Annotated in this window: 16 protein-coding genes and 5 pseudogenes; 12 read left to right on the top strand and 9 right to left on the bottom strand. The window is 66.8% G+C overall.

The genetic code is table 11. The features are described from left to right. Window positions 1-253 (top strand): hypothetical protein (locus ABZT03_RS30930; protein ID WP_356045508.1); only part of this gene is annotated, 253 nt, incomplete at its 5' end. A gap of 109 nt (window positions 254-362) precedes the next feature. On the opposite strand, the pseudogene ABZT03_RS30935 reads toward ABZT03_RS30930, so the two are convergent. Beyond that, a pseudogene (locus ABZT03_RS30935) lies at window positions 363-473 on the bottom strand (DDE-type integrase/transposase/recombinase); the annotation flags it as partial. A 59-nt stretch (window positions 474-532) separates the two neighbouring features. On the opposite strand from ABZT03_RS30935, the gene ABZT03_RS30940 reads away from it, so the two are divergent. The 5 genes and pseudogenes from ABZT03_RS30940 to ABZT03_RS30960 all read left to right on the top strand — a co-directional run bounded on the left by ABZT03_RS30940 (window position 533) and on the right by ABZT03_RS30960 (window position 4744). Then, window positions 533-1329 (top strand): IS5 family transposase gene (locus ABZT03_RS30940; protein ID WP_356045567.1). Its coding sequence is split into 2 segments (ribosomal slippage): window positions 533-866 and window positions 866-1329, totalling 798 coding nucleotides; the frame shifts between segments, so codons are not numbered across the junction. Between the two features lie 277 nt (window positions 1330-1606). After that, on the top strand, window positions 1607-3205 hold the full coding sequence (locus ABZT03_RS30945; protein WP_356045511.1) for an IS4 family transposase: 1599 nt from the start codon (window positions 1607-1609) through the stop codon (window positions 3203-3205). A gap of 210 nt (window positions 3206-3415) precedes the next feature. After that, window positions 3416-3850 (top strand): annotated as a pseudogene (locus ABZT03_RS30950) (transposase); the annotation flags it as partial. A gap of 112 nt (window positions 3851-3962) precedes the next feature. Continuing rightward, window positions 3963-4238, top strand: coding sequence for a hypothetical protein (locus ABZT03_RS30955; RefSeq protein WP_356045569.1), 276 nt, complete (start codon window positions 3963-3965; stop codon window positions 4236-4238). Beyond that, window positions 4235-4744, top strand: coding sequence for a nitroreductase family deazaflavin-dependent oxidoreductase (locus tag ABZT03_RS30960; protein WP_356045513.1), 510 nt, complete (start codon window positions 4235-4237; stop codon window positions 4742-4744). The genes ABZT03_RS30955 and ABZT03_RS30960 overlap by 4 nt, the downstream gene beginning before the upstream one ends. A 318-nt stretch (window positions 4745-5062) precedes the next feature. Here ABZT03_RS30960 and ABZT03_RS30965 read toward each other — a convergent pair whose 3' ends face one another. Then, window positions 5063-5344, bottom strand: a complete 282-nt coding sequence (locus ABZT03_RS30965) for a helix-turn-helix domain-containing protein (RefSeq protein WP_356045516.1) — start codon at window positions 5342-5344, stop codon at window positions 5063-5065. Between the two features lie 38 nt (window positions 5345-5382). Between ABZT03_RS30965 and ABZT03_RS30970 the strand changes: the two genes are divergently transcribed. Next, entirely contained in the window at window positions 5383-7011 is a 1629-nt protein-coding gene (locus tag ABZT03_RS30970; protein ID WP_356045519.1) for an AAA family ATPase, read from the top strand. A 331-nt stretch (window positions 7012-7342) separates the two neighbouring features. Here ABZT03_RS30970 and ABZT03_RS30975 read toward each other — a convergent pair whose 3' ends face one another. The 3 genes from ABZT03_RS30975 to ABZT03_RS30985 are packed head-to-tail and all read right to left on the bottom strand — an operon-like array spanning window position 7343 to window position 8592. Further along, the gene (locus tag ABZT03_RS30975; protein ID WP_356045522.1) at window positions 7343-7519 is read right to left on the bottom strand and encodes a type IV toxin-antitoxin system AbiEi family antitoxin domain-containing protein; all 177 of its coding nucleotides are present in this window, start codon (window positions 7517-7519) and stop codon (window positions 7343-7345) included. A 9-nt stretch (window positions 7520-7528) separates the two neighbouring features. Next, window positions 7529-7741, bottom strand: coding sequence for a hypothetical protein (locus ABZT03_RS30980; RefSeq protein ID WP_356045523.1), 213 nt, complete (start codon window positions 7739-7741; stop codon window positions 7529-7531). Then, a complete protein-coding gene (locus ABZT03_RS30985) occupies window positions 7738-8592 on the bottom strand; it encodes an IS5 family transposase (RefSeq protein WP_356045526.1) in 855 nt (284 codons plus the stop codon). The genes ABZT03_RS30980 and ABZT03_RS30985 overlap by 4 nt, the downstream gene beginning before the upstream one ends. 160 nt (window positions 8593-8752) lie before the next feature. On the opposite strand from ABZT03_RS30985, the gene ABZT03_RS30990 reads away from it, so the two are divergent. From ABZT03_RS30990 to ABZT03_RS31000, 3 genes and pseudogenes are all read left to right on the top strand, one after another. Next, window positions 8753-9985: a low temperature requirement protein A gene (locus ABZT03_RS30990; protein WP_356045529.1), complete on the top strand. Its 1233-nt coding sequence runs from the start codon at window positions 8753-8755 to the stop codon at window positions 9983-9985. Between the two features lie 369 nt (window positions 9986-10354). Then, a pseudogene (locus ABZT03_RS30995) lies at window positions 10355-10561 on the top strand (transposase family protein); the annotation flags it as partial. 136 nt (window positions 10562-10697) lie between these two features. Beyond that, window positions 10698-11408 carry an ISAs1 family transposase gene (locus ABZT03_RS31000; protein WP_356045571.1) on the top strand — a complete coding sequence of 237 codons (711 nt, stop codon included), beginning with the start codon at window positions 10698-10700 and terminating at the stop codon, window positions 11406-11408. 535 nt (window positions 11409-11943) lie between these two features. Here the strand turns inward: ABZT03_RS31000 and ABZT03_RS31005 are convergent. Next, window positions 11944-12078: pseudogene (locus ABZT03_RS31005) on the bottom strand (IS3 family transposase); the annotation flags it as partial. Between the two features lie 80 nt (window positions 12079-12158). On the opposite strand from ABZT03_RS31005, the pseudogene ABZT03_RS31010 reads away from it, so the two are divergent. Both ABZT03_RS31010 and ABZT03_RS31015 read left to right on the top strand, forming a co-directional pair. Next, window positions 12159-12368: pseudogene (locus ABZT03_RS31010) on the top strand (IS30 family transposase); the annotation flags it as partial. Window positions 12369-12474: 106 nt separating this feature from the next. Then, a complete protein-coding gene (locus ABZT03_RS31015) occupies window positions 12475-13272 on the top strand; it encodes an IS30 family transposase (RefSeq protein ID WP_356045530.1) in 798 nt (265 codons plus the stop codon). A gap of 52 nt (window positions 13273-13324) precedes the next feature. Here ABZT03_RS31015 and ABZT03_RS31020 read toward each other — a convergent pair whose 3' ends face one another. The 3 genes from ABZT03_RS31020 to ABZT03_RS31030 all read right to left on the bottom strand — a co-directional run bounded on the left by ABZT03_RS31020 (window position 13325) and on the right by ABZT03_RS31030 (window position 15368). Continuing rightward, on the bottom strand, window positions 13325-13696 hold the full coding sequence (locus ABZT03_RS31020; protein WP_356045533.1) for a hypothetical protein: 372 nt from the start codon (window positions 13694-13696) through the stop codon (window positions 13325-13327). 193 nt (window positions 13697-13889) lie between these two features. After that, entirely contained in the window at window positions 13890-14558 is a 669-nt protein-coding gene (locus ABZT03_RS31025) for an NAD(P)H-binding protein (RefSeq protein WP_356045535.1), read from the bottom strand. A gap of 372 nt (window positions 14559-14930) precedes the next feature. Further along, window positions 14931-15368 (bottom strand): SRPBCC domain-containing protein, encoded by a 438-nt coding sequence (locus ABZT03_RS31030; RefSeq protein WP_356045537.1) that lies wholly within the window; start codon window positions 15366-15368, stop codon window positions 14931-14933. Between the last annotated feature and the right edge of the window lie 32 nt (window positions 15369-15400).

A 15400-nucleotide genomic window follows, 5' to 3' on the forward strand; every position in this document is an offset into this window, starting at 1 on the left:
GTTTGGTTCGTCGGCGGTTGGTTCGTCGTCGCAGGGTCAGTATCCGACCAATCCTGCTCAGTCGCAGTACGTGGAGTCGGGGTTTGGTTCGTCGGCGGTTGGTTCGTCGTCGCAGGGTCAGTATCCGACCAATCCTGCTCAGTCGCAGTACGTGGAGTCGGGGTTTGGTTCGTCGGCGGGCGGTTCGTCGTCGCAGTATCAAAACCCTCAGAGTCGCAGCCAAAGCCACAAGAGGGGGAAAGGGAGGGGGTGAGGTTGATCCCTGGGAGTGGACACCGGGTTTCATGCGACGAGTGACAGCGTACGCGACGTGATCAGTTGCCGCTTGAACTCGACTGGTGTCCGGCCGCCGCGGGTGCCACAGCCATTTCGATCGCGTCGGTGACCAGGGAGGTGCGCATGTGGTCGGCGATCGACCAGCCCACCACCTTCCTCGAGCAGATGTCGATCACCGTGGCGAGGTAGAGCCATGTCGTGTCGACGGCTGAGACGTCGTCTCATTTGGCGTGTTCGGTAGTCTGGTGCCGTGGGGATTGTTGAGCGTCTGGTGCCAGATGAGTTGTGGGAATTGTTTGAGCGGGTGGTGCCGCCTGCTCCCTCGCGGCCGCAGGGGGGTGGCCGACGGCGGTACGGAGACCGCGAAGTTCTGGCGGCGATCATCTTCGTGGCGACGTCGGGGTGTACTTGGCGGCAGTTGCCTCCTTCGTTCGGGCCTTCGGGGCCGACAGCCCACCGGCGGTTCGGTGAGTGGAGCAAGGCCCGGGTATGGGCCAAGCTCCACCGCCTGGTCTTGGACGAACTGGGCGCACGCGGCGAGCTGGACTGGTCCCGCTGTGCCATCGACTCGGTGAACATGCGGGCCTTGAAAGGGGGGAGCTGACGGGTCCGAATCCTGTAGACAGGGGCAAGAAAGGGTCGAAGATCCACTTGATCACCGAGCGGACCGGTCTGCCCCTCTCCATCGGAATCTCCGGCGCGAACCTGCACGACAGCCAAGCCCTCCAGCCCCTCGTGCGAGGCATCCCGCCGATCCGCTCCCGCCGCGGCCCGCGCGGACGCCGGCCCGCCAAGCTGCACGCCGACAAGGGCTATGACTACGACCACCTGCGACGATGGCTCCGCTTACGCGGAATCACCCACCGCATCGCCCGCAAGGGCATCGAGTCCTCCCAGCGACTCGGCCGGCACCGCTGGACCATCGAACGCACCATGGCCTGGCTTGCCGGCTGCCGGAGACTGCACCGCCGCTACGAACGCAAAGCCGAGCACTGCCTAGCCTTCACCAGCATCGCCTGCACCCTCATCTGCTACCGCCGACTCGCCAAATGAGACGATCTCTTAAGCACCGGTCGCTACCCCCTGGGCATCGCGATCAGCAAAGCTCAGCTGAAGAGCCTGCCGATCCAGTACCACGAGACGCACGGCGCCTGGAACTACACCGTCCGCCCCGACGGCCCCCACGACGAGGAGCCCGCACAGGTCACGGACCAGGATGCGGCCCGCCGACGAGTGCTTGATCTGCTGTCCGCGCCGGCCCTGACCGGGATGAGCCGGGAGGAACTCACGGCTCTGTGCGGGAAGATCACGCCCGAGCTGGGCTCCCTGCGTGAGGAACGCCTGTACCGCAAACTGCGGCCCGCGCCGCCACGGGGCCGGAGACAACAAACGCCCGGTCCTCGCCCCCGCCGACCGCTTTCTGCTGAGTGTGATCTACCTCCGGCACGTGTGCTCGCAGAACCTGCTGGCCGAGCTGATGGGCCTGTGCCAACGGACCATCGGCCCTTCCATCAAGGAGGTCCGACGACTCCTTCAGGAACACGGCATCTCCATCACGCCCACCACGCTGTGCTTCTCAAGTGGCCAGGAGATCGAGGACTTCGTACGCACCGAGGCCCCGGTCACCGCCCGGCTCCAGGAGACCGGGTCGCGTGAGAAGCGGCTTCGGCTGCTGCCGTCCCGGGTCGTGGTCTATTTCGTCCTCGCGCTGGCCCTGTTCGAGGACTGCTCCTATCGGGGCGTGTGGGGCAAGTTGACGGCGGGGCTGGAGGGACTGCCGTTGGTGCGTCCTGCCGTCTCCTCGCTGTCCAGGGCCCGACGGCGAATAGGAGCGGCACCGCTGCGGCGGTTGTTCGAGATCCTCGCCGGGCCCGTCGCCCACCTCGGGCAGCCCGGTTCGTTCTATCGAGGGCTTCGGACCGTGGCCATGGACGGAACCTTGCTCCACGTGCCCGACGAGGAGGCACTCACCTGGCGCTATCCCAAGCGGACAGGCGAAATCATGGAGTTCGGCTACCCGCTGCTGCGACTGGTGGTCCTGGTCGAGTGCGGCACCCGTGCCGTGCTGGCCGCCGCGTTCGGCCCGGAGCGTGACGGCGAACTCACTTACGCAGGCCGCCTGTTGAGCGTCCTGGACCGCACAATGCTCCTGCTGGCCGATGCCGGCTTCGATGCGAACGAGTTCACCCGGGACATCCAGGCCACCGGCGCACAGTTCCTGGTGCGCTCCTCCGCCCGCCGTATCCCTACCCCCTTCCGGCACCTGGGCGACGGCTCCTACCTCGCCCGGATCGGCTACGGCGTCCTGCCCGTCCTGCTGACCGTCCGCGTCATTGAGGCGTCCGTCACCGTCACCCTGGCCGACGGCACTGTCCGCACCGAGCAGTGGCGCCTGCTCACCAGCCTCCTCGACCCGGCCGCCCACCCAGCCGCCGGGCTCGTGGCTCTCTATCACGAGCGGTGGCAGACGGAGACGGCCTATTTCTCGATCAAGGCGACCATGCTGGACGGCCGTGTCCTGCGCTCGCGCAGCCTGACCGGCCTCGACCAGGAGGTCTACGCCCTGCTCACCATCTACCAGACGCTGATCCGCGCAGCCGCCGACACCGCCTGCACCCGGCCCGGACTGGACATGGACCGCATCAGCTTCACAGTCCTGCAGACCACCGCCGCCGACACTGTCACCACCGCGACCGGAATCCTGCCCCCGGCCGGACCCGCCGACCTCGTCGGCACCATCGGCAGGGCCGCCCTCGAGTCCCTGCACCCCGCCCGCCACCGGCACCGCGTCAAGGCCCGCACCCGCAAGAACCCCACCAGCAAGTACGGACCGAACACCGGACAACACCCCACGACCAGCCAGAACTACACCATCCACACCGTCATCACGTTCTTCGAGCACGGACTTGCAAACCGCTCACGGAAGTAAACGTAACGGTGTTGGTCTGCGCATGACAGCAGGGCCTCTTGGTATCTCGGGGGTTCGAACCAAACCAAGCGCCAGGAGGCCCTGTTGCCACAGTCTTTCGCGTTCGCGCGCGTGGAGTCCAACCTGTCGTCCCCATCGTGTGACTGCCTCGCGCACAGGTTCGGCAACGCGGCGGACCGGCCGGAGCGCACTGCGTGCTACGTCTCCGACATGACGGAGGCCGAGTGGCAGGCCATCCGGGCGGTGCTGCCGGTTCCGGCCTGGCTGGAGGGCCGGGGCGGGCGGCCGGAGGGCTACTGCCACCGCGTGATACTCGACGCAGTGCGCTACGTGGTCGACAACGGCGTCAAGTGGGCCAACCTCCCCGCGGACTTCCCGCCATATCGGCGCGTGGATGCTTTCGCCCGCCGCTGGCAGGTCACGGGTCTGCTCGCCGAGCTCCACGACCGGCTGCGCGACAAGATCCGCCAGAGGGAAGGCCGTTCCTCGGATCCGACGTCTGCCATCGTAGACTCACAGTCAGTGCGGGCAGCGGCGGACATCCCGCGCTCCACCTCCGGCTGGGACGGCGGGAAGAAGGTGGGCGGCCGCAAGCGGCACCTGGTGGTGGACTGCCTCGGCCTCGGCCTGGCCGTCGCGGTGACGGCGGCGAGCGTGCAGGACCGCGACGCCGCCATCCCACTGCTGGAGCGGCTTCGCAAGACGTACTTCTCCGTCCGCCTGGTGCCCCGGGCACGCCACCACCGAACCGGTCTTCATCCCACGCCACGGCGGCGACACCGAGGACGACGGCTGGATCGCCCACCTGCAGCACGACCGGACCGACGGAACCAGCGCTCTCGTCCTCATCGACGCGCAGGACTTCACCGGTCCGCCACCGCCGTTGTCCACCTCCCGACCCGGGTGCCGCTCGGCAGCCACAGCAACTGGTTCCGCACCGAGGAGATCCGGACCACCGACGACACCGTCCTCTCACCAGCCCCCTCCCGTTCTGCCACCGCACGAGCACGCTGAAAGGCACACCTCGACATGACCGACAACCTGGCCATCAGGCTCGCCCAGCGAGTGATGGCCACCCGCGCCTTCGCCACCCTCGCCCCGCACGTCATCCCCCACCTCGACCGCGCGCTTCACCGCCTCACCGGCGGCCGGAAGATGCTCCTCACCCTGCCCCGCCCGAAAGTCGGGCTCATCCTGACCACGACCGGCGCCAAGAGCGGGCAGCTCCGCACCACCCCCCTGGTCTGCGTACGCGAAGAGCACGAAGGCACCTGGCTGCTGGTGGGAAGCAACTTCGGCAAGCCCGGCCATCCCGCCTGGACCGCGAACCTCCGCAAGCACCCAGACGCGAGCATCAGCTGGGCAGGCCGGGACATCAGGGTGACGGCAGCTCAGCTCGTCGGCCAGCAGCGCGACCAGGCCTGGGCCGACATCGTCGCCTTCTGGCCGCCCTACGGGGCCTACCAGGAGCGAACCGAACGTGAGATCCGGATCTTCCGTCTCACCCCCCTCCCCAGTCCGTCCGCTCTCACTCCCTGAAGAGGCCCACTCTCTGCTTCGCAGGCGGTGAGCACCTGGCCGCCTGGCGCCGCTCCGCCGCCCCGATGCCGCCTGCCGGCGCGCTCGCCGCGGCGCTGGACGACACCGCGTCGACCAGGACACCGCGCTGGCCGCCCTCTCGCTCCTGCCGCAGCTGCGCGTGGCTCTGGATTCAGTGAAGCCGCAGGTGACCGACTCAGCCCGTGGGCCAAGGTTGGCGTGGTGCTGGGGATGACCAAGCCGTCGGCCGAGCGCAGCGGCGTGCTCAAGCGCAAGCAGGAGGCGTCAGGCAACACCTGGCGCTCCGCCCGCCTCCGCCTACCGGATCGAGGAGTCCGTCTCGAGGTTCGGCGGCCTGCGTATCACCACTGCCGACAGCCACGAGGAATCCACGTCGACCCCGCGCTCGCGGCGCAGCCACTCGGCGAGCGCCGGCAACGTCCAGATCACGCCTCGGACCACGGCCTCGTCCAGCATCTCCTCCAACGCGTCCAGGTCCTCGCGCATCCAGCGCGGCGGCCGGCCCGGACGAGGCGCTTCCGCCAGGGCCTCGAACCCGCCGTCGATGAACCGGTGCAGTGCCTTGCGCACGGTGGCCACGTGCTTCTCGACAAGCGACGCGATCTCGGGAGCGCGAGGTGATCGCGCCGCGACCGGAAAGCAGTCGGCACACACAGGACGTCGCGATCCTGGTGCTCGCAGACTGCGTTCCCGGCGAGTCGGCGGCACCCTTGCGCCGTCCCACCGCCGGAGACCTCGTGGGCGAGCCCTGGTGGTCCTTCGGTTTTCCCGACGACGTCTTCGGCAGTTCTTCCGACGGGGAGGTGGGAGAGAAGCTGGGTCATGGCTGGATCCGACTGGACACCGCCTCGCGGTACCTGGTGCGCCCCGGCTACAGCGGCGCCGCCCTGTGGTCGCCCACCTACCAGGCGGTGGTCGGCATGGTGGGCCAGGCGAACAGCCGCGGCGACGCCCTCGCCCTGACACTGTTCCAGGCAGACAAGTGCCTTCCTGACGAGAAGTTGTCTGCCGTGACGGAGTGGTCGGCTCAAGACGCAGGCGAAAGCGCACTCGCCGCCTGGGGCTGGACCCTGGAGGACGACCCCGAGGCAGGGCGGCACTGGAAGCCGCGGGCGCGTGGCGTCAGCACGGACGCTGAGAGAGGTTTCCGGTTTCGCGGTCGCACCGCGGCCCTGACCGAGATCGTCGACTGGATAACCGCCGATGAGGCTCCCAGGCATGTACTGGTGATCACCGGATCACCTGGGGTGGGAAAATCGGCCGTACTCGGGCGGGTCGTGACGTCTGCCGACACCGCCATCGCGGCGACTCTGCCCCAGGCGGACGACGCCGTACGTGCCCCTCTCGGCTCTGTGTCCTGCGCCGTCCACGCCAAGGGCAAGATCGCACTCGAAGTCGCCCGTGAGATTGCCCGCGCCGCTTCTGCGGCGATTCCGCAAGCTGTGGGCGATCTCGCTCCCGCCCTGCGTGCGGCGCTCGCCGAGGCCTCAGGGGCACCCTTCACTGTCGTCATCGACGCGCTAGACGAGGCGACCAGCGCCAAGCAGGCCCGGCTCATCGCCCGCCAGATCGCCATTCCGCTCGCCGAAACGTGCGCGGACCTGCATGTACGCGTCATGATTGGCAGCAGGCGCCGAGACGATGAAGGAGACCTGATTGCCGCCTTCGGCGACGCCGCACGCGTGATCGACCTGGACAACCCCGCGTACTTCGAGGAAGCCGATCTCGCGGCATACGCCCAAGCGTCATTGCAACTGCTTGGCGATGAGAGACCAGGCAACCCCTACGCCGACGACCGCGTGGCCCGCCCCGTCGCCGCCCGTATCGCCCGGTTGGCCGATGGTAACTTCCTGGTGGCCGGACTGACCTCCCGTGCCCGCGGATTGCGCGACACGGTAGCCAAGGCCCCGGCGGACATCTCGTTCGAACCCACGGTCGCGGCGGCACTGCGCGAATACCTGACAGGGTTGCCCTCGATCGACGGCATTGCCGCCGAAACGGTGCTCGCTGCGCTCGCCTACGCCGAAGTTTCAGGGCTACCGCTCTCCCTCTGGAGCGTCGCCATCACGGCACTGCACGGTAGCCGCCCGGCGGAGGCCCACCTGCGCGCGTTCGCGCGTTCCGCGGCGGCCAACTTCCTGATCGAGACCGGTGTTAACGACCAAAGGCCGGTCACTGCTCGCCTGCACGACAGGCGATGCCATACAACTGTGGGATACCCCTCCACTCCGACCTGCGCCGACTGATCCCCGTGTCCACCTCCAGCGGGGACAGCCTGAGCACCGGCTCCGCACGGCGACTGAGGGCCCGCACAGCTTCCCCTGTCCTGGGGTCCCATAGCCGTACGGTCGCATCCGAGCCGCCAGTGGCCAGCAGCACGTGACCGCCGACCTCGATCGCGCACATGACGTTCAGCCGCAGGTCCTCGCCCCTCGGGTGTCTGTGCTGATCCCACCGGGTGATGACAGACTTCTCCTGCAACGGGATTCCCGATGATCTGCTTGCTCGACACAAGTTGATCTATCAGGACGTCCCGTTGCGTCATTCACCAGGGCTTGACCTGCGACTCAGAGGGCGTTAAGTCCGTTTCTGATATTGGCCGCGTCCGGGTTGTTCGAGGAGTCCCTGGCGGACGAGTCGGCCCAGGCGGGAGCGGGTGACGTTGATCGAGGGCTCGTCCGTGGGCAGGCCGAGGTGTTCGTGCAGATCGCGGACGCGGAACACCTTCCCGGAGTGCTCGTTGAACGTGGTCACGATGCGCTGCTAGATGGTGGCGTTCTCCACGGGAGCGGGTTCGTGGCCGCGAGGGGCGAGGCCGTCGATGACCTTGCGGGTGGCGGCCAGTTCGGTCAGGCGGACCTCGGTCTCGGTGAGGGCGGTGGTGAACTGTGCGATCTGTTCGCGCAGTTGGTCGGCGCGGGCGGCGGTCTCGTCGTGCTCGGCCTGCAGCAGTCGCAGGAGTTCGCAGACGTTCACGCGGCCAGCTCCATCTCGTCCCGCCAGGTGGGGCTCGGGACGGTGAGGCGCCGGAGCATGCCGGCGGTGGCGGCCCAGTAGACGCGGGAGGCGGCGTTGTCGGGCCGGTGGTCGTAGTCGCGGGCCAGGCGCCGGTGCAGCATGAGGGTGCCGTTGACCTGCTCGACCACCCACCGCTTCGGCTGCGGGACGAAGCCTTTGCCCTCGTCAGCGGAGTTGCGCCGCACCACCTCGACGGTGACGTCGTTCACTGCGCCATGGATGATCACGGCATCCTTGAAACCCTGATCGACCAGGGCCTTCTCCAGGCGCAGCCCGCACCGCTCCATTGCCTGGTCCAGCAGGGCGATGCCGGCCTCGTTGTCATGCGCGGAGGCGGGCAGGACCACCACGCCGATGATCAGGCCCAGCACGTCGACGGCGAGCCCGCGTTTCCTGCCGGGCCTCTTCTTGTTCGCGTCCAGTCCCGTCGTCTTCTTCGGCACCCCGGCCGCTACGCGGACGGACTGGGTATCGATGATCACCAGGGACGGGTCCTCTAATCGTCTGGCTCGCTCCCGCACCTGGCAGCGCAGGATCTCCTGGATCCCCTGGTCAAGGCCGTCCTGGCGCCACAGGGTGAAGTAGTAGAACACCGCAGACCAGGCCGGGAGGTCGTGTGGCAGGAGCCGCCACTGACAGCCGGTCCGGTTCTGGTAGAGCAGCGTGTTCACGACCTCGCGCAGGTCGCAGGAGCCCGGGTCCCCGGTCGCCGACCGTGCCACCCGCTCCTGCTTCCACGCGGTGACCAGCGGCTCGATCAACGCCCACGGCTCGTCGGACAAGTCGGTTGCGTACGGCATCCGTTCCATGCCCGCGACCCCATCATGCACACGACATGACACGAGCGTGGAACCGTCCCATCACCCACGAACGAGCGACACCACATCACCAGGAACGGGACTTAACGCCCTCTCAGAAACCGCCCCCGGGCCAGACGGTGAAGGTTGTTGCAGAACTATGCTACGGTCCGTGACTGACCTGAATATCGCGGATGAACCTGTAGATACAAAAGTCGAACGGCATGCGAGCTGGGCCGAGCTGTTCTTCGACCTTGTGGCGGCGGCGGGTGTGGCAGCCCTGACGCATGCGCTCGGAACTGAACTGAACGGCGCGGGGCTTGGTCTCTACGCGCTGTTGTACCTCGCGTTTTGGTTGTCGTGGACGACGTTTATGCTGTACAGCAATGTCTCAGCAGCGCAAACCCGTGTGGTACGGCTGATGATTGGGATGTTTGGCCTCGGAGTGATGGCTGCGTCGGTACCGGGGGTGGCGCACGCCGTGCTCGGGCACGGGCACGACCTTCGCCCGCTGGCTGTCTTTGCGATCGCGTACCTCGCGACGCGGATCTACGGCGCTCACTCGTGGCGCCGGGGCGAGGTCTTGCTGGACTTCCCAGTGGTGCAGTACTCGGTAGGGCTGCTTCCGTGGTTCATATCTATATGGGTCGAGGAGCGGTGGAAGCTCACTCTTTGGGCTGTGGGGGTAGGCCTGGACCTGCTGCTGATCCTGGTCGTCTCCGGTAACAAGCTTTTCGAGCAGGCCCAAGCGAGATTCACCGCGCAAGCCACTTCGCGGCGCCGGTTCGGTGGCCCCGGCGGAACGGGACCGGTCATTCAAGGGGTGTCGGTCGATTCGACTCACCTCTCCGAGCGGCTCGGACTCTTCGTGATCATTGTGCTCGGCGAATCGGTGGTGCAGGTCGTGAACTCTGCGTCCGATGCCCAGTACGCCATCGGCCTCTTGACCACCGCACTCGCGTCGTTCGTGTTGCTGGCTGGCCTGTTCGGCCTTTCTGTCGTGTTCGGATACGCTGGCTTGCCGCACCTGCGCGCCGGCCGCATCTCTACTCGCGCCGCCCTTGGGCTGCACTGCCTGGTCACCGGGGTCGTCGCCACCCTGGGCGTGTCGCTCTCATCGGTGGTCAGCCACGGCGCCGATCCACTGCCTGGTCCCCATCGTTGGCTTCTGTGTGGTGCGGTGGCGGCCTATTTCACCCTCGGCGTGGTCACAGGCGTCGCCAGCAACAGTTCGGATGCGCAAAGGACGATCTCGCGGGTCATCACCGGTGTCGCAGTCCCCCTCCTGCTCGGCCTGCTCGCCTCCGCCCTCAGTAGCCGGACCCTGGTGGTTTGCCTGGCCCTGGTCGTCCTCGCCCACCTGTGGTTCGAACGGCGATCAGCACCTGCCGAGGGCCAGGTCTGATCAGGAGGACGCTCCACCGCGGCCCTGCACCCCGGATCACCCTGGATTCACGAACGAGGCACGGGAAGATTTCGCCCGCGTCGGTTGCGCCACGGTGCTCTGGTGCCCCACGCAGGGCAGGCCGCCCGGGCAAGGCTTCGGCGTAGTCGCGTGACGCCCGGTTTGTGGCGATCTGTCAGCTCGACGGTGCCCCCGGAACGTGACAGGCACGGCTTCCAAGATCATGGAGTTCTTGACGCCCCGTGATCCGAGTGGAAGACCGTGCCTGCCGACGCATCATCGCTGATCCCGCCTGCCCTTGACCAGCTCCGCGAGTATCCCGAGGTCGTATTCGCCGAGGCCCCGCGCCTGCTGGAGCGGCTGGCTGAGGTGCCCGACCCACGAGACCCACGCGGTGTACGGTACGCTTTGGTTTCCGTGCTCGCGCTGACCGCGTGCGCGGTTCTGGCGGGGGCGACCTCTGTGCTGGCAGTCAGCGAGTGGATCGCCGATGCCCCGCCGCACATCCTTCAACGCCTCGGCATACGCCTCGATCCACTGTTCCCGAAGCGGTTCCTGCCTGCGGAAACGACGGTCCGGCGGCTACTGGCCCGCATCGACGGCGACGCGCTGGACCGGGCGGTCGGACGCTGGCTTGCCGACCGCCGCCCGAAGGTGACCGCGCTGCGCGGCCTCGCGGTGGACGGCAAAAGCGAACGGCCGCAAGATCCACCTGCTCGCCGCACTCGACCACGCCACCGGCCTGGTCCTAGCCCAGCTGGACGTCGGCGAGAAGACGAACGAGATCACCTGCTTCCAGCCGCTGCTGGACACCGTCGCCGACCTGGCAGGAACCGTCGTCACGAGCGACGCCATGCACACTCAGCGCGAGCACGCTGACTATCTCCTCGGCCGCCGCGCCCACTACATCGTGATCGTCAAGGACAACCAGAAGAAGCTGCGCCGCCAGCTCAAGTCCCTTCCCTGGAAAGGCATCCCGCTTCAGGGTCGCGCCCGGGGAACCGGTCAAGGCCGCTCGGAGATCCGCCGGATCAAGGCCGCGACTGTCAACAGCCTCCTCTTCCCCGGAGCCCGCCAGGCTGTCCAGATCAAGCGCCGGCGCACCGACCGCAAGACCGGCAGGACCACCGTCAAGACGGTCTACGGCGTCACCAGCCTGACCGCCGAGCAGGCCACCGCGGCCCAGCTCGCCCAACTCGTCCGCGACCACTGGAAGATCGAGGCTCTGCACCACGTCCGCGACACCACCTTCGCCGAGGACGCCTCCCAGCTGCGGACCGGCAACGCACCCCGCGCGATGGCCACCTGGCGCAACCTCGCCATCGGAGCCCTCCGCACGGCCGGAGTGAAGAACATCGCCTCCGGCCTCCGCCGCAACGCCCGCGACCCTCGCCGCCCCCTCGCACTCCTCGGCCTCGAATGATCACGAACCGAACGTCATGCACCTACGCCGAAGCCCTGGGGCTTGCGTGGCCACGGAACGGCATCCCACCGGGACTCTGCCCATCGGCCTACTCGCCCGGCAGAACTCGAACGAAGCCCTCGGTCCAATTGTCCTCATCAAGCTCGCAGGCGTCGAAGTAGAAGCACTGAACCGTTCCGGGTTCGGTAGAGACATCAGATTGTGGTTGTGACCTGCTGTTTCGTGGTTTCTCGGTAGTAGTTGGTCTCGTATTCGACGGGCGGGATGTGCCCTATTTCACCGTGGAGTCGGCGGTGGCAGTACAAGGGGGCGGTGTCCCGCCACGTGGTGTAGCCGATCAAGCATGCGGAACGCCCAGGTCGCGGCCCTGATTACCCGTCCTGCGCGGCCTGTTGTGGCTCACGCCGCCGCGACCGACGACAACTGCCGGGGATCCCATGGCGGGACGTGCCCTTCGGACCCAGGGCCGGAGGCGAAAAGCCGTGATCGGCTACACCACGACCGGGGACGTGACCCTCCAGGGCCGCCCCGGCTTGATCAGCTCAGTCTTGAACAGGCCGATCGCGGATTCCCTGAGGGCGTTGTCGTAGGCGTCGCCGACCCAGCCGATCGATGCCGCGATGCCGGCGGTGGCCAGGTGCTCGGCGAGCCGAAGGCTGGTGTATGGGCTGGACTCAACCGGTCAGAGCAACAGTGCTGGTTGAGGACGGGTTACGTGGCGAGATTGGGCGGCCGGGGATGTCGGACGAGATGAAGGCCGACTTGTGGCGGCGGTGGAGGGCCGGGGAGTCGATCAGCGTCATCTCGAGACAGATCGGCAAACCACCCGGCTCGGTGTTCACCGTCCTCAAGTACCACGGAGGAATCGCTCCCGCGCCCCGCAAGGCGCGAGCTGGAAGCCTGACCTTGGGGGAGCGGGAAGAGATCTCACGCGGTCTTTGTGCCGGCCATTCCTACCGGGCGATCGCCGGACTGCTGGGGCGGGCGGTGTCGACGATCAGCCGTGAAGTCGGCAACAACGGCGGACGCGAGGTATACCGGGCAATCGCTGCGCAGGAATGGGCACTTGACCGCGCCCGGCGCCCGAAACAGTGCCTGCTCGTCTGCCAGACCGGCGCTCAGGCAGACGGTACTGACCCTGCTCTGCGAGGAGTGGTCACCCGAGCAGATAGTCGGCCACCTCCGTCGTTATCACAGCAATGACCCGGCGATGGAGATCAGCCACGAGACGATCTACCGGTCGGTCTACACCACCCGGTGGAAAGTGATCCCCCGCGAGGTCTGCAAACGGCTTCGCACCGGCCGCCCGATCCGGAAGAACAAGCGACACACAGTGAAGGGACAATGGCGCTCACAGATCACCGATGCCCGGCCGATCGAGGAGCGGCCCCAGGCCGCGGAGGACCGCAGCGAGCCTGGGCACCTGGAGGGCGATCTCGTGATCGGCTCGAACAACAGCCAGGTCGCCACACTGGTCGGCCGCAAGACGCGGTTCCTCACCGTCGTGAAACTCGCCAGCCGCCACACCAACGTGGTCGTTCCAGCTCTGGCCGAGACATACACGCGCATGGACTCCCGACTACGCGGCACGCTGACCTGGGATCGCGGCATGGAACTGGCAGCGCACAAGCGTCTCAGCACTGACACCGGCGTCGACGTGTTCTTCGCAGCCCCGCGCAGCCCCTGGCAGCGCGGCACCAACGAGAACACCAACAAGCTGCTCCGGCAGTACCTGCCCAAAGGGACGAACCTCTCGACATTCAGCCAGGGCGACCTTGATGCCATCGCGGCGAATCTCAACAACCGCCCCCGCAAGTGCCTGGGATTCCACACCCCGGCCGAGAGTGTTGCCTTGACCGGTTGAATCTAAGCAATCGGACCGCCGGTCTATCGGCAAACCTCAGTTACAAAGACAGCTACTTGCGGCGGTCGAGGCCAGAGGTGGCGAGGAAGTCGGACCAGCCGTCGAAGAGGTACCAGGTGAAGGGCACCCACCAGACTAGGTCGTTCGTGATCACGATGACGACTGTGCTGACGGGCCAGACGCCAGTGACGATGAGCCAGGCCAGGCCAAGTGGCCCCAGTACCTTGCCGCTCAGTCCGACGGCGGCTATCGACCAGCCGCGTTCAGGCCATATGGCCACCTCAAGGTAGAGCAAGCCGTACAAGCCGAGCACCATGCCGAGGGTGGCGAAAATTTGAGGGGAGTTCGACAGGGGCAGGCCACTGAGGCGGTAGAACCATTGGGGATCGGCGACGCCAAGGCATCCCCAGGCGATGTTGTACACGCCGGCTGCGATGAATGTGTTGCGGTGGTGCCGTCGATGTCTCACGTTGCCTGTCCTGTTGCACGGCGGGGCGCTTGTTCTGATTCGGGCGTGCCGGGCGTGCGTTCGCCTCGCGTCGGAGCGTCTGCTTCGTGTGGGTGGTGGACTGTGTCAGTCAGGGTGGCTGGTGTTTGGTCGGATCGGCGGGGCGTTGTCAGTAGGCGATACCGATGATGCGGTGGATTGTCTCGGGGGTGTCGAGGGCGTCGAGCATGAGATGGGCTACGTCGGCGCGGGAGATGAACATGCCGGTGCGGACATTTTGTTCGTAGGCTGTTCGGTAGGTTTTCTTCAGGCGTTTGTTGAGCAGTCGAGGTGGGCGGGTGATGGTCCAGTCCAGGTTGCTGTCGTGCAGGAGGTCTTCCATCAGGGCCAAGTCGTCGTAGTGTCTGCGGAATGCCGCCTTGGCCATCGGGGCTGCCAGGTGTCGCATGAAGAATCCGTCCCCGGGGTTGTGTCTGGGCGGGTCGGGGCGTCGGGGCGACGCTATGGTGCCGACCGATGCCGCGCTGACGGCGATGATGCGTCGTACGGCGGTCTCCTGCATGGCCTGGACGATCGCTTGGGTTCCTTGCGAGGCGACGCCGGCTTCGGCGCCCGATCGAGCGCCGAGTCCTGAGAGGACCGCGTCGGCTCCGGTGACTGCCGAGCGCAGGACTGCCGGGTCCGCGGTCGTGAGATCGGCGACTACGGTGCGCATCGGCGTGTCGGACAACCTGTTGGGGTTTCTCACGACGGCTGTGACCTCATGGCCGGCTTCGATGGCCTGCGTGAGGAGTTGGCTGCCGATGCCTCCAGTTGCCGCCACGATCGTGAGTCTCATTCAGTCTTCCTCGGCTGTGGTCGTGGCGGGGAGACGGGATATTCCGTTGCCGACTATGACAGTGGGACAGCGGTCGCCCTTCTGTGGAACGGAATCGGCGGCTTTGCAGTTCACAGGGGTCGCAACCGGGGCAGCCGAAAGAACGGGGCCCATGAAGAACGGGGCCCATGAAGAACGGGGCCCATGAAGAACGGGGCCCCGTTGATTGCGGACACCGGTTGTCGTGCCCCGGAGGCCGGCATAGTTGATCGCCATTCGTAGGCAAATAGGCTGATTTGCTCGGGCGGGAGTGCCGTCGGTGAAGTTGTAGCGGGTCGCTCAGCGGAATCGGCAGGTGCGGGATCCTGTCGTGCCGGCAGGTGAAGGGCGTCGTCACCAGGTGCTGCGCTCGGTGAAGACTTCCACTCGCTGTTTGAGGCACTTGTTGAACGCGGCGTACCCGTCGCGCTTGGGTGTCTTGAAGAACCGCCGGGTCAGGGTGACCAGGATGCCGGAGAACTCTTCGCGGTTGGTCAGGCAGGTGGTGCCGTCGTGGTTGGAGGAGAGGACGAAGGAGTGTTGGCCATGGAAGAGCCGCTTCGTGCCGAGCGTGCCGGCCCACCGCAGCTCCTGGCCGGGTGTTGCGACGGTGACCGTGGGCCTGAAGGTCATGCCTGGCATGCGCATGGTCAGTCGGTTTCCGACTTGAGCGGTTCCCTCGGCTGCGGAGAAGGTACTCCACTCGCCGTAGGCGGTGAAGTCAGTGAGGACGTTCCATACCTCTTCCGGGGTGGCGTCGATGTCTATGACGGCCGTGAGCACTGCGTCCATGACGGTTTCCACTTCTGGCGGGGGCGGGGAGA

This window comes from Streptomyces sp. NPDC005574 (assembly GCF_040605435.1).
GTDB lineage: Bacteria > Actinomycetota > Actinomycetes > Streptomycetales > Streptomycetaceae > Streptomyces.